This window comes from Aureimonas sp. N4 (genome assembly GCF_001463925.1).
Classification (GTDB): Bacteria; Pseudomonadota; Alphaproteobacteria; order Rhizobiales; family Rhizobiaceae; genus Aureimonas; species Aureimonas ureilytica_A.
Map to the genome: position 1 here is coordinate 1 of NZ_BBWS01000030.1, position 12,131 is coordinate 12,131.

Sequence of the window (12,131 nt, forward strand, 5' to 3'; positions counted from 1 at the left end):
CAGGCCAGCTGCAGCGCGCCGCCATGTACGGACCGTACCCGGACGGCTTCGTCATGGTTCCGCACTGCCTGGAATACCGCAAGCAGTGGGATGTCGAGAACTATGGCGAGCGGGCGGCCGACGCCATCGAGGAGGTCATCCTGCGCGAAGGGCCGGACACGATCGGCCTTCTGTGCCTCGAACCCGTGACCGCCGGGGGCGGCGTCATCGTGCCGCCCGAGGGCTACTGGCCGCGCGTGCAGGAGATCTGCCGCAAGTACGACATCCTTCTCCATATCGACGAGGTGGTCTGTGGCCTCGGGCGCACGGGCACCTGGTTCGGCTACCAGAATTTTGGCGTCCAGCCCGATTTCGTGACCATGGCCAAGGGCGTCGCGTCCGGCTACGCGGCAATTTCCTGCACGGTGACGACCGAGGCCGTGTTCGAGAAGTTCAAGGACGACGCCGATCCGATGGCCCATTTCCGGGACATCTCGACCTTCGGGGGCTGCACGGCGGGTCCGACGGCGGCGCTGGAAAACATGCGCATCATCGAGGACGAGGGGCTGCTGGACAACTGCCTTGCCATGGGCGCGCGGCTGCGGGGCAATCTCGAAGCCTTGAAGGAGAAGCACGCTGTCATCGGCGACGTGCGCGGGCTCGGCCTGTTCCAGGGCGCGGAGCTGGTGAAGGATCGCGCGACCAAGGAGCCGGTGGACGAGAAGAGCGTGGCGCGCGTCATCGCGGAAGCGGGCGCGCGAGGCGTGATGATCGGCGCGTCGAACCGCTCGATCCCGGGCCTCAACAACACGCTCTGCCTCGCCCCGGCGCTGGTGGTCAGCGCCGCCGAGATCGATGCCATCACCGCCGCCATCGACGGCGCGCTCACAGCCGTGTTCGGCTGACGCTTCGAAAGGGCCGGCGAGCGGGAGCTCTTCCCCTCGCCGGCTCTGTCATCGGGCCGTCAGGCGGCAGGGCTAAATCGGGATTTCTCTTCCGGATGTCTCGTGGCCCGCCGATGCTGTTTCCCGAACTGAGCTATGCCCGCCCGCATGATCGCCTCGCTCGGCGTCTGGTGATCCGCTCCATGGAACAGGCGGCCGGGCGGCGGAAGCTGGCGCGGCTCTACGCGCTCTGGCGCGAGAGCGCCCGGCGCGAACCCGCCTCGCGCTTTCAGGCCATGCTGGCCCTCATGCGCATCCGCCTCGACATATCCGGGACCTGGCCGCCGGCCATCGCGCCCGGCGAGCCGCTCGTGATCCTCGCCAACCATCCCTTCGGCATCGGGGACGGCGCGGCGCTTCTGGCGCTGGCCGAACGGCTCGGCCGCCCGTTCCGCATCCTCGTCAGCAACGATCTCATGCGCATCGAGGAACTGGCCGAGTTCGGCCTTCCCATCTCCTTCGAGGAGACGCGCGAGGCGCAGGCGCTGAACCTCCAGACCCGGCGCGAGGCCATGCGCCTGCTCGGGCAAGGCGTCACGATCATCATCTTCCCGGCCGGCGGCGTCGCCACCGCGCCCAAGACCTTTGGTCGCGCCGAAGATCTGCCGTGGAAGCCCTTCGCCGCCCGGCTGGTGCGTATGGGCCGGGCCACCGTCCTGCCGGTTCATGTGGAAGGGCAGAACGGCCCCCTTTTCCACTTCGTCAGCCCGTTCTCGCAGACGCTGCGCTATGGCCTCCTGATCGGCGCGTTCCGCCGCCTTTATGGACGCGGCATCACCATGCGCGTCGGCGCGCCGATCCGCTTCGAGGCTGCGCCAGAGGGGCGCGAACTGACCGAGGTGCTGCGCCGCTCCGTCTTCCAGCTCGCGCCGACCGAGCCGAGCCGCCCGGCGGGTTTTCGCCGGGCGCTTGCCCTCGCGCTCAAGTGGCGCGCGGCCTGACCTCAAGCCGCGCCGTAGCCGACCACGCCCTTGATCTCCAGAAACTCCTCCAGCCCGAAATCGGCATATTCGCGCCCGTTGCCGGACTGTTTGTAGCCGCCGAAGGGCGCGCCGGGGTCCCAGGCGGGATAGTTCAGATAGACGCTGCCGGCCCGCATCCGCGAGGCGACGCGGCGCGCCCGCGCCGGATCGCCCGACTGGATATAGGCGGCGAGCCCATAGACCGTGTCGTTGGCGAGGCGGATCGCATCCTCCTCGCTCTCATAGGAGAGGATCGACAGGACCGGGCCGAAGATTTCCTCCCGCGCGATCGTCATGTCGGGCGTGACATGCGCAAAGACCGTGGGCTGGACGAAATAGCCCCGGTTCATGCCATCCGGCCGCCCGAGCCCGCCCGCGACGAGGCTGGCTCCCTCCGCGATGCCGGTCTCGATCAGGCGCTGGATCTTGTCATATTGCATCTGGCTGACGACCGGGCCGAGATGCACCCCGTCCGCATCCGCCGGGCCGGTCTTGAAGGCGGAGGCTGCGCGCGCGGCGATCTCGGCCGCTTCGTCATGCCGATCGGCGGGCACGAACATGCGCGTCGGCGCATTGCAGCTCTGGCCGGAGTTTCCGAAACAGCCCTGCACGCCCTTGGTCACCGCCGCTTCCAGATCGACATCCGGCAGAAGGATATTCGCGGACTTGCCGCCGAGTTCCTGATGCACGCGCTTGATCGTGTCGGCCGCGCCTTTGGCAACGAGAATGCCGGCGCGGGTCGAGCCGGTGAAGGACACCATGTCGATGCCCGGATGGCGCGAGATCGCCTCACCGACGCCAGGTCCGTCGCCATTGACGAGGTTGAACACACCCGCCGGCACACCGGCCTCGTCCATCATCTCGGCGAAGAGAATGGCACTCAGCGGCGCGATCTCGGAGGGTTTCAGGACCATGGTGCAACCTGTGGCGAGCGCCGGGGCGACCTTGGCCATGATCTGGTTCATCGGCCAGTTCCAGGGTGTGATCATGCCGACCACGCCGATCGGCTCCTTGAACACCATGGTCGTGCCGCGCGGTTCCTCGAAGCGGAACGTCTCCAGCGTCTCGATCGCCTTTTTGAGATGGCGCAGGCCGATGCCGGCCTGCCATTCCCGCGCGAAAGGGAGCGGCGCGCCCATCTCGCGGCTGATCACCGCGCCGAGTTCGTCCAGCCGCCGCTCGTAGATCGTCTGAAGCCGGCGCAGAAGCGCCAGCCTCTCCTCCCGGCTGGTGAGCGAGAAGCTTTCGAAGGCGCGCCGCGCGGCTGCTACCGCCTTGTCCACGTCCTCGGCCGAGCCGATCGCGATCTCGCCGCAAGGCTCCTCCGTCGAGGGATCGATGACGGCGAGGCGCTTCAGCTCAGCCGGGTCCACCCAGGCGCCGTCGATATAGAATTGCAAGGCGTGACTCACGGGCATTCTCCTGCCGATGCGATAGGGTCTGAAACAGAGGTCAGGCGGATGGACGCTGGCGCAGGAAGGCCAGCATGGTGCCGGCGTCCGAGACCTTGACGCCGACGCCCTCGGGCTCGTCGCGCACCCCCGGCTCGAGGAACATCTTCACGATCGCACCATCTTCCACGAGCATGGAATAGCGCCAACTGCGAAGGCCCATGCCGGTCTGTGTGCGCTGAACGAGAAGGCCCATGCGGCGCGTGAAATCGCCATTGCCATCGGGCAGCATGAAGACCTTCTCCACGCCGCTGGCCTTGGCCCACTGAAAGAGCACGAAAGCGTCGTTCACCGACAGGCAGACGACCTGATCGACGCCGAGCGCGCGAAACTCGTCATAATGCGCTTCGAAGCCCGGCAGATGGGTCTCCGAGCAAGCGGGCGTGAAGGCGCCGGGCACGGCAAACAGCACGATGCGCTTGCCCGAAAAGACATCGGCGCTCGTCAGCGACTTCCACTCGAACGGGTTCGGTCCGCCCAGCGCGTCGTTGCGCACGCGCGTGCGGAAGGTCACATCGGGAACACGGTCGGGCTGCATCGCCTCTCCCCTCGACTCGGAAGCGGTCAGTGCCCCCGAAGCGGATTCTGGGCCGGCGGACCGGGCGAGGCAAGGCTTGGCCGTGTTTCCCATCCCACGAAAAAGGCCCGCCGCGCGGCGGCGGCGAGCCTCGTTCCGTCAGCGTGTCCGGCGCAAGGATCAGGCGCGAAGGCGCCGCTCCGTCGCCACGCCCTGCATCACACCGCGAATCTCCGCAAGACCGCGCAGACGGCCGATAAGGGAATAGCCGGGGTTGATGCGTTCCTTGTCGAGATCGTCGGCCATGAGATGACCATGGTCGGGTCGCAACGGAATCTGCCAGTCGGCCCGCCCCTCGGCCACACGCCGCGCCTGCTCGTCCAGAAGCGCGATGATGACGGCCGGCATGTCGCTGGAGCCGCCGAGATGGTCGGCCTCATGGAAGGAGCCGTCCGGCTCGCGCGTGACATTGCGCAGATGCGCGAAATGGATGCGCGACCCGAACTCGCGCACCATGGCCGGCAGGTCGTTTTCCTCGCGCGTGCCATAGGAGCCGACGCAGAAGGTCAGCCCGTTCGCCTCATGGTCGGCGGCCGCGAGGATGTGGCGGGCATCGTTCGTGGTGGAGACGATGCGCGGCAGGCCGAAGAGCGAGAAGGCCGGGTCGTCCGGATGGATGCAGAGGCGCAGCCCGAATTCGGCCGCCACCGGCGTGATCTCGCGCAGGAAATGCGCAAGATGCTCGTGCAGATCGTCGGCCGTCAGGCCGTCATAGTCGGCCAGCGCCTTGAGGAGCAGCGCGCGGTCATACTGACGCTCGCTCGCGGGCAGGCCGGCGATCAGATTGCGCTCGATGCGCGCCGCGCGTTCCTCGGTCATGTCGGCCATGCGCGCCTCAGCCTCGCGCACGCGCTCGGGGGCGTAGTCGCCTTCCGCGCCCGGCCGCTTCAGGATGAAGACGTCATAGGCCGCGAAATCCACCGCGTCGAAGCGCAGCGCTAGCGCGCCGTTCGGCATGGGGTGTTTCAGCTCGGTGCGTGTCCAGTCGAGAACGGGCATGAAATTGTAGCAGACGGTAGAGACGCCGGCCCGCGCCACGGCCCGCAGCGAATCCTTGTACCAGCCGATATAGCGGTCGCGCTCGGGCGCGCCGATCTTGATCGAATTGTGGACGGGGATGCTTTCCACCACCGACCATTCCAGCCCGGCCGCCTCGATCGTGGCCTTATGCTTCAAGAGCGCGTCTTCGGGCCAGGGCGAGCCGTCATAGATGCCGTGCAGCGCCGAGACGATGCCCATCGCGCCGGCCTGCGCGATATGGGCGAGCGGCACGGGGTCCGACGGACCGTACCAGCGAAAACATTCCTTCATCATCGGCAACATGATCGAGCCCTCTCTTGACGCGCTATTTGTTGGACCAGATCATGCGCCCTGACAAGAGGTTGTCGTTTCGAAGCGAAGTGGACGTCCCTTTTTGCCATTGTGGACCAACAAGAGAACACCATGATCGATTCCAAATCCGAGACCAGCCCTTCGGAGGGTGAGCCGCGCCTCTCGGCGGTGGATCGGCTGGTGGAGGATTTGCGCGAGATGTTCGCGCGGCGCGGCCTGCGGGTCGGCGATGCGCTGCCGACCGAACGGGAACTCGGCGAGATGTTCGGGGCGTCGCGCAATACGGTGCGCGAAGCCCTGGTGGTGCTGCGCGCCTATGGTCTGGTGGAAACGCGGCCCAAGGTCGGCGCGGTTCTGGCCGGCGGCCATGGCGAGGCGCTGCGCCGGCTCTTCTCCTTCCATGACGGGATTTCGCCGGGCGAGTTCCGCGACGTGCAGGGCTTTCGCCGGCTGATCGAAATCGGGATCGGTGAGGAGATTCTGAAGCGCGCCGAGCCTGCGGATTTCGACGCGCTGGATCGCGTCAACGACCGGATTCTGAAGGCAGAGACCAGCACGGCGCGGGCGCAGGCGGACTATGCCTTTCACGAGGCGCTGATCGCGCTGGGGGCCAACCGTACGACGCTTGCCACCTTCCGCTTCCTGCGCCCTGTGATCGAAGACCTGATGCGGGTCGGCAAGGACGCGCGCCCGGTTCAGGCCAACACGCACGAGACCCATCGGGAGATCGTGGCGGCGCTGCGGGCCGGCGACCGCCTCGCCTATGCCTATCTCATGAGCCGCCATCTGGACTACGGGCTGCGCTTCGTGCCGGGGCCGCAAGAGACCGATTAGGCTCGGGCAGACCTCGCCTCGCGCGCGGGGCCGCCCGGCGCCAGAAGCCGTGCGACGCGCGAGCGGGCTGGCACTTCGATGAAGCGCCAGACCAGCGTTCCCAGAACGATGGACGTGAGGATCGAGGAGGCGAGAACGCCCCACTGGAACGGCGCGCTGGCGTGCGCGGCCGCCTCGCTCCAAAACAGGCGAGCCCCATACCAGACGAGCGGATAACCCAGCAGCATGACCAAGGCATGGGTCATATAAAGACTATAGGAAATCGAGCCGAGAAAGCGCGCCGGCGCGGAGCTGAGAGGGCCTTGCAGCACAGGGGCGTTGAGAACGGCGAGCGTCAGAAGCGGGATCAGTAAGACCACCACAGGCGCAAGATCAGGAACGTTCAGAAGGGCGAGAACGAGGCCAGCCAGCATCAAGGCCAACGCGGGATGGGCGAACCGTTCCCCAAAGGTTTGATGGAGGGGATAGAGCGCCATGCCCGCTAGAAACAGCGGCAGAACGCGCGCCAGGACCACCAGACCATTGGTCGGATAGCGATCCGGCGGCAGGTCGGCCCAATAGAGCGCGAACACGCCGCCGACGCAGAGCGCCACGAGGATCGTGAGCCACATCGCTTTCCTGCGCAGGACTGGCCCGACCAGAAACGGAAACAGCACATAGGCGTGCCATTCCGCCGAGATCGACCAGGAGGGGAAGTTCCAGCTTCGGTGATCGATCCAGGGCGAATGCAGCATCAGAAGCGAGGCGAGACCCGACTGCCAGGAAAACCGTCCCGCCTCGTCCATGACCTCGGGCGTGCCATAGAGCCGCGGGACGAAGACGATCGCCAGCACCAGCATGGCGGCGAGGTGGACGGGATAAAGCCGGGCGATGCGGGCGACGAAGAAGGCCCGGTACTCCGCCCACGTCACCTTCCGGGCGAAGGTAGAGCCATAGACATAGGCCATGACGAAGCCACTCATCACGAAGAACACGTCGACGGCGAACCAGCCCTCCCCCACGATCGGCAAGGCGCGGGTCAAAGGGCCGGATATGACCCCGAGCGGTTCCCGGAGATGATAGACGACGACGAACAGCGCCAGGATGCCTCGCAGACCGTCCAGTTCCTCCAGCCGGCGGCGCGGCGGATGGGCAAGCGCTGGAGGGCGGATGGGCAAGGCCGAACTCATCTCTGCCATGGCTTTCCTTCTCGCGCGCGGTGCAAGCGCTCAGACGTCGGGACGCAGCGCGCTAGCCCCCTCCGAGACTGGACGGGGCGTTGTTTCACCCACTCAACAGACAGAAGCGGGTGCAAGGGTCAAGCCGGGGGCGACGTGCACGACCCCGCCGCCTCTGCGCCACAAACTTGCTTTGATGCCCAACGCTCCTATTAAACATGTCAGACGGTCGCGCCACACGGAAAGGCTCGACAGGACACTCGACAGGACAATGGCACGATGAGCGTCCTTGATGGCGACGCGCGCGACAGGCGCCGCCTCGACACCAATCCCGGCGAAACCGAAGATGCCGAGCGCGTTCAGCTCGCGCTCGCGGCGGGTGCCATCATCGGCACATGGTTCTGGGATCTGCCGAGCGATCGCTTCACGATCGACGAGCAGTTCGCACAGGCCTTCGGCATAGACCCTTCGCGCGGACGTCAGGGCCTCAGCCTCCAGCAGGTCATCGAGACCGTTCATCCCGAGGACAAGCCGGGCCTGATCGTCGCGATCGAGGATGTGATCGCGCGCGGTGGGGCCTTTGCGCATCAATATCGCGTGCGCCGCATGGACGGCCGCTACTACTGGATCGAGGCGAACGGCCGGGTGGACCGGGCGCCCGACGGAACGCCGCTGCGCTTTCCCGGCGTGCTCCTCGACATCGAAGGACGCCGCGCGCTGGAGGCCGAGCGCGATCGCGCCACCGCGCTGCTGCGCAGCTTCATCGAAGCGGTGCCCGGCGTCGTCTATGCCAAGGATCGGGACGGCCGCATCCTGATGGCCAATCGCGGCACGACCGAACTGATCGGCAAAGCGCCGGACGCCTATCTCGGCCGCAACGAGTTCGAATATTTCGACGATCAGGCGATGGCCGCGCGCCTGCGCGCCACCGACCAGGGCGTGATGGAGCGGGGCGAGCGCGAGGAAACCGAAGAAGAGATCCGCCGGCCGGACGGGACGCCCAGTGTCTGGCTCTCCACCAAGGCCCCCCTGCGCGACGAGATGGGCGCGGTTGTCGGCCTCGTCAGCACGGCCCTCGACATCACCGAGCGCAAGGCGGTGGAACGCCAGAACCAGGCGCTGAACGAGCTTCTCGAAACCCGCATGGCCGATGCCATCGCCGAGCGCGAACGGGCCGAGGATGCTTTGCGCCAGTCCCACAAGATGGAGGCAGTCGGTCAGCTCACAGGCGGGCTCGCCCACGATTTCAACAATCTCCTGGCCGGCATCACGGGCTCGCTGGAAATGCTTCAGACGCGTGTGGCGCAAGGGCGACTGAACGATCTGGAGCGCTACATCACGGGCGCGCAAGGGGCGGCCAAGCGCGCCGCCGCGTTGACGCATCGCCTGCTCGCATTCTCCCGGCGCCAGACGCTCGACCCCAAGCCGACCGACGTTAACCGTCTGGTCAGCGACATGGAAGAGTTGATCCGCCGCACGGTAGGTCCCCATATCCGCGTGGCCACCGAGGCGCAGGCCGATCTCTGGCCGACCTTCGTGGATTCCAACCAGCTCGAAAATGCCCTCCTGAACCTGTGCATCAACGCGCGGGATGCCATGCCCGATGGCGGGCAGATCACGATCGAGACCGACAATTGCCATATGGACGAGCGGGCCGCGCGCGAGCGCGATCTGGAGCCCGGCGAATATGTCTCGCTTTGCGTGTCCGACACCGGCACGGGCATGACGGCCGACGTGATCGAGCGGGCCTTCGATCCGTTCTTCACCACCAAACCGATCGGCGTCGGCACGGGGCTCGGCCTCTCGATGATCTACGGGTTCGCGCGTCAATCCGGCGGGCAGGTGCGGATCGATTCGGTGCCGGGCCAAGGGACGCGCGTCTGCATCCATCTGCCACGTCACGATGCCGACGCCGCGCAGCCTGAAGCCAATGTCCAACTCGAGACCACCGGCCGGGCGGAAGCCGGCACGACGGTTCTCGTGATTGACGACGAGCCCATCGTGCGGATGCTGGTGGTCGATGTTCTGGAGGATCTCGGCTACACCACGATCGAAGCGGGCGACGGGCCGCAGGGCATGAAGGTGATCGCGTCCGACGCGCGCATCGACCTTCTGATCACCGATGTCGGCCTGCCCAACGGCATGAACGGTCGGCAGGTGGCGGACGCCGCCAGAGCGCTGCGCCCCCAGCTCAAGGTTCTCTTCGTCACCGGCTATGCCGAAAGCGCGGTTCTGAGCCACGGCCACCTCGAGCCGGGGATGCAGGTCGTCACCAAGCCGTTCGACATCGCCGTTCTGACGAACCGGATCGAACGCATGATCGCGGACGGCTGACGGAGCGGGTCTCCCCGCGCCCGCTCCACAAGCGCGATGCTTTGCGACGGGTCGGGCGCGGGGAACTCTTTCCCCTCGTTCGGCGATTTACCGGCAGGATATCTGGACCAGCCGGATGAGGTCATGACGCTGCCTGCCACGCCCCCGCTTTCCGATCCCTCGCTTCCCGAAACGGAGCGTGCGGACCCCCGCTTTCGCGATCTCGAAACGCGCCCGACATCGGCGCTCTTGGACGTCTTGCTGGGTGGCCACGCGAAAGCTCTCGCTTCGGTCGAGGCCGCGCTACCCGACATCGAGCGGGCTGCCGATGCCGTCGCCGCGCGGCTTGGCCGAGACCGCGAGTCCCGCCTCGTCTATTGCGGCGCAGGCACGTCCGGCCGTCTGGCCCTGCAGGACGGCGTGGAGCTTGGCCCGACCTTCGATTGGCCGCCGGAGCGCGCGGTGTTTCTTCTGGCGGGCGGCGTCACCAGCCTTGCGCTGGCGCGAGAAGGCGCGGAGGACGACGAAGCGTCCGCTGCCGCGATGATCGCGGAGGCCGGGCTTTGTGGGCGCGACGTGGTGATCGGCGTCGCCGCCAGCGGGCGCACGCCCTTTACCTTGGCCTGTATCGCCAAGGCGCGCGAGCGCGGTGCTCTGACCATCGCCTTCGCCAACGAGCCGAGCGGCCCGCTCCTGCGGGCGGCCGAGATCGGTATTCTTCTGCGCACCGGGCCGGAGGTGCTGGCCGGCTCCACCCGCATGGCGGCCGGCACCGCGCAGAAGATCGCGCTCAATCTCCTGTCGACGGCGGTGATGATCCGCCTCGGCAAGGTGTTTCGCGGCCGAATGGTGGAGATGCGCCCGACCAACGACAAGCTGCGCGCGCGGGCCGAGCGCATGGTGGCCGATGTCGCAGGCTGCGGCCTCGATCGCGCGCGCGAAGCGCTGGACGCCACGGGCGGGCGCATTCGCGAGGCGATCCTGCGGGCCGAGGCCGACAATTTGCAGGAATAGACCTCTCAAACCGCCGAGGTCGCGAGGGGCGGCACGGTTCGCCCGACCCGCCCCTAGCGACTCAATCATCCGATCGGTTGGAAGGGAGAGGCCAAGCGGCGGCTGTCAGGGCCTGCCCCATCGGCAGGCGTCAATCCGGCATGAGGCGACGCATCAGCGCCTGCATTCGGGAGCGCCGCTTCCACTGCCCTTCGAGCGCGCGGCGTCGGCGGTCGATATCCTCCACGATCAGAGGCACATCGCCATTGGCGGCGCGGTCCAGAGCGACGACCATGGTTCCGAGCTCCATGCGACCAGTCCACAGCGCGTTCAGGATGGCGTGGTCGGGCACGGCGCAACTGTCCACGAAGCGGATCGCGGGGTCGTCGATCATTGCCTCGGTCGCGAGCGCAGCCACGAGCGCGCCGGGGCGCAGGGAAGCCAATCGCTCGTCATAGGCGGTCTTCCAGGCAACGCCCGCCCCGTTCGACAGGAGAACCACGAAGCTCGCCACGACTTCGCCGGCCTGCCGCAGCGCGTAGATGCGCGCATCGCCCTGCGCCGACAGACTGCTCATCGCCTCGCGCGCGAAGGCCGCGCGGTGCCGATCCTGCAACAGGGCGCTGCCGGCGCGGCCCTTCCAGCCGGCCGCTTCCAGGTAAAGGAAGTCTTCGAAGGCATTGCGGAGATCGCCGTCGCTTCGCGCGACTTCGAACTGCACGCTCCCCGCCTGTTCCAGAAGGCGCAGGCGGCGACGGTGATCGCGAAACCGCTTGCCGCCGAGCGCGAGGCGCAGGGCGCCGGCGGCATCGCCCGTCGACGCGTCGAGACAGGCGCGGTGGGTTCGATCCGCCCAGCCGACCGAAAGCCCGCGTTCACGGGCCGCGTGCATCAGAACCGCCGTCAGCGGCCCGTCGAGCGGCAAGTCCGGCAGGACGAGAATGGGCGGCAGCCCCCGCACGCTCGTCTGCAGCGCGTCGAACAGGCTGGCGGCGGTCGCGGCCGGATCGTCGGTATCCAGCGGCAGGGTGCCGAGCCGGCCGAAAGGGTGCGTCCAGGCGCGCACAGCCTTGCGGCGGGCAAGAGGTGCCGTCACCTCCACCGAGAAAGGCATGAAGAAGCGCAGACGGCTGCGCCCTTCCGCCTCGTCCCGCGCCACCAGAAGGCGGACCGACTTGTCCTCCAGCCGGGGCATGGCCGGGATCAGGAAGCGCGGATCGAAAAACACATTGGGCTCGATCGCGCGGCGGCTCAGATGCTGCAGCTCGTCCAGCAGAGAAAAGGCGGCATGGGGTTCGTAGATGGAAATCCAACGAGAGCCATCAAGACGAACGGGATCGCCCTCCGCCGGCCTCGTGCGCGAGAACCAGTTCGGCCGTTTCAGGCTCCGTGTCGCAAGTTCCGCTCCGGAGGCGAAGGACGATGATGTTTCCAAGTCGCGTCAACCCAACCTGGGCAGGAAGCGTTCGCCCTAGCGCACGTCGCCCCTGCCGAAAGGGAATGTTGCGTCCCAGCCTAAGCCGCCAATATTAAAGTGACCTTTATCAAATCCCGTTTGCAACAAAACGCAATAGATAGCGAGCCAAACA

General features: G+C 67.0%; 10 protein-coding genes. 5 read left to right on the forward strand and 5 right to left on the reverse strand.

Annotated elements, in window-relative coordinates:
* The coding region (locus AUL28_RS09250) for an aminotransferase family protein (RefSeq protein WP_156419944.1) at positions 1-884 on the forward strand (884 nt) is incomplete at its 5' end.
* Positions 885-979: 95 nt separating this feature from the next.
* Positions 980-1,864 (forward strand): 1-acyl-sn-glycerol-3-phosphate acyltransferase, encoded by an 885-nt coding sequence (locus tag AUL28_RS09255; protein WP_244493467.1) that lies wholly within the window; start codon positions 980-982, stop codon positions 1,862-1,864.
* A 2-nt stretch (positions 1,865-1,866) separates the two neighbouring features.
* Here the strand turns inward: AUL28_RS09255 and AUL28_RS09260 are convergent, their stop codons facing one another.
* From AUL28_RS09260 to uxuA, 3 genes are all read right to left on the reverse strand, one after another.
* Complete coding sequence (locus AUL28_RS09260; RefSeq protein WP_058633360.1) at positions 1,867-3,297, reverse strand: aldehyde dehydrogenase family protein; 1,431 nt, start codon at positions 3,295-3,297, stop codon at positions 1,867-1,869.
* A 40-nt stretch (positions 3,298-3,337) separates the two neighbouring features.
* Positions 3,338-3,874 (reverse strand): peroxiredoxin, encoded by a 537-nt coding sequence (locus AUL28_RS09265; protein ID WP_058600102.1) that lies wholly within the window; start codon positions 3,872-3,874, stop codon positions 3,338-3,340.
* Between the two features lie 159 nt (positions 3,875-4,033).
* Complete coding sequence (gene uxuA, locus AUL28_RS09270; protein ID WP_062232034.1) at positions 4,034-5,224, reverse strand: mannonate dehydratase; 1,191 nt, start codon at positions 5,222-5,224, stop codon at positions 4,034-4,036.
* Positions 5,225-5,356: 132 nt separating this feature from the next.
* On the opposite strand from uxuA, the gene AUL28_RS23525 reads away from it, so the two are divergent.
* Positions 5,357-6,079: a FadR/GntR family transcriptional regulator gene (locus AUL28_RS23525; RefSeq protein WP_062217785.1), complete on the forward strand. Its 723-nt coding sequence runs from the start codon at positions 5,357-5,359 to the stop codon at positions 6,077-6,079.
* Here AUL28_RS23525 and AUL28_RS09280 read toward each other — a convergent pair.
* Entirely contained in the window at positions 6,076-7,257 is a 1,182-nt protein-coding gene (locus AUL28_RS09280; RefSeq protein ID WP_062231877.1) for an acyltransferase family protein, read from the reverse strand. The genes AUL28_RS23525 and AUL28_RS09280 overlap by 4 nt on opposite strands.
* Before the next feature lie 258 nt (positions 7,258-7,515).
* Here AUL28_RS09280 and AUL28_RS09285 point away from each other — a divergent pair, with 258 nt between their 5' ends.
* Together AUL28_RS09285 and AUL28_RS09290 are read left to right on the forward strand one after the other, a co-directional pair.
* On the forward strand, positions 7,516-9,570 hold the full coding sequence (locus AUL28_RS09285; RefSeq protein WP_062231878.1) for a hybrid sensor histidine kinase/response regulator: 2,055 nt from the start codon (positions 7,516-7,518) through the stop codon (positions 9,568-9,570).
* Positions 9,571-9,693: 123 nt separating this feature from the next.
* The gene (locus AUL28_RS09290) at positions 9,694-10,563 is read left to right on the forward strand and encodes an N-acetylmuramic acid 6-phosphate etherase (protein WP_062231880.1); all 870 of its coding nucleotides are present in this window, start codon (positions 9,694-9,696) and stop codon (positions 10,561-10,563) included.
* Between the two features lie 130 nt (positions 10,564-10,693).
* On the opposite strand, the gene AUL28_RS09295 is transcribed toward AUL28_RS09290, so the two are convergent.
* On the reverse strand, positions 10,694-11,977 hold the full coding sequence (locus AUL28_RS09295) for a GNAT family N-acetyltransferase (RefSeq protein ID WP_062231882.1): 1,284 nt from the start codon (positions 11,975-11,977) through the stop codon (positions 10,694-10,696).
* Between the last annotated feature and the right edge of the window lie 154 nt (positions 11,978-12,131).